Source organism: Neisseria sp. P0021.S007 (genome assembly GCF_051956855.1).
Window position 1 is genome coordinate 1 of record NZ_JBQCXA010001271.1, and the last position, 507, is coordinate 507.

Genomic DNA, 507 nt, shown 5'->3' on the forward strand with positions numbered 1-507 from the left:
ATCCTGAAATGGGTTTTCAGACGACCTCTTTAAGTCTTTTCTTTGTCTGTTGAGGATGTTGTGGATAGGATTTCGGATACATGGCATAAGAGTTCGCGTAGCTAATTCCTTATTCACTATAAAAAGGTCGTCTGAAAACCTGATTTTCAAGTTTTCAGACGACCTTTTCAGTATATGCCTTGTACGGTTTACTCAATCCAAAACCCAGTTCGGGTTCAGGTTGTCCGAAATAAATATTCCAAGGCTTTTTGCAAAGCAAAAATATCTGTCAGTTGATATAAACCTATCGATGCTTCCAGATGCTTGCTCGAGGGCGGTTGGACAACGGCCGCTGCAATCAGTTTGACTTGATTTGCAGGGTCGGGCAGGTATTTCATTTGCGCCACGGCATAGCGGGAAATCCGAACTCTGCCGTCTTGATAATGTGCGCCGCGGGCAGGCAGTTTCTGTACTTCTTCCAAGCTTGGCACATGGTCGAACACGCCGTCGTAAAACTCTATGACGGGG

The 507-nt window shown here is 45.4% G+C and carries 1 protein-coding gene; it reads right to left on the reverse strand.

Going from position 1 to position 507, the window contains the following annotated elements:
• Positions 1-215 precede the first annotated feature (215 nt).
• Positions 216-507: hypothetical protein (locus ACTHUR_RS18685; RefSeq protein ID WP_440400263.1), on the reverse strand; the 292-nt coding region annotated here is incomplete at its 5' end.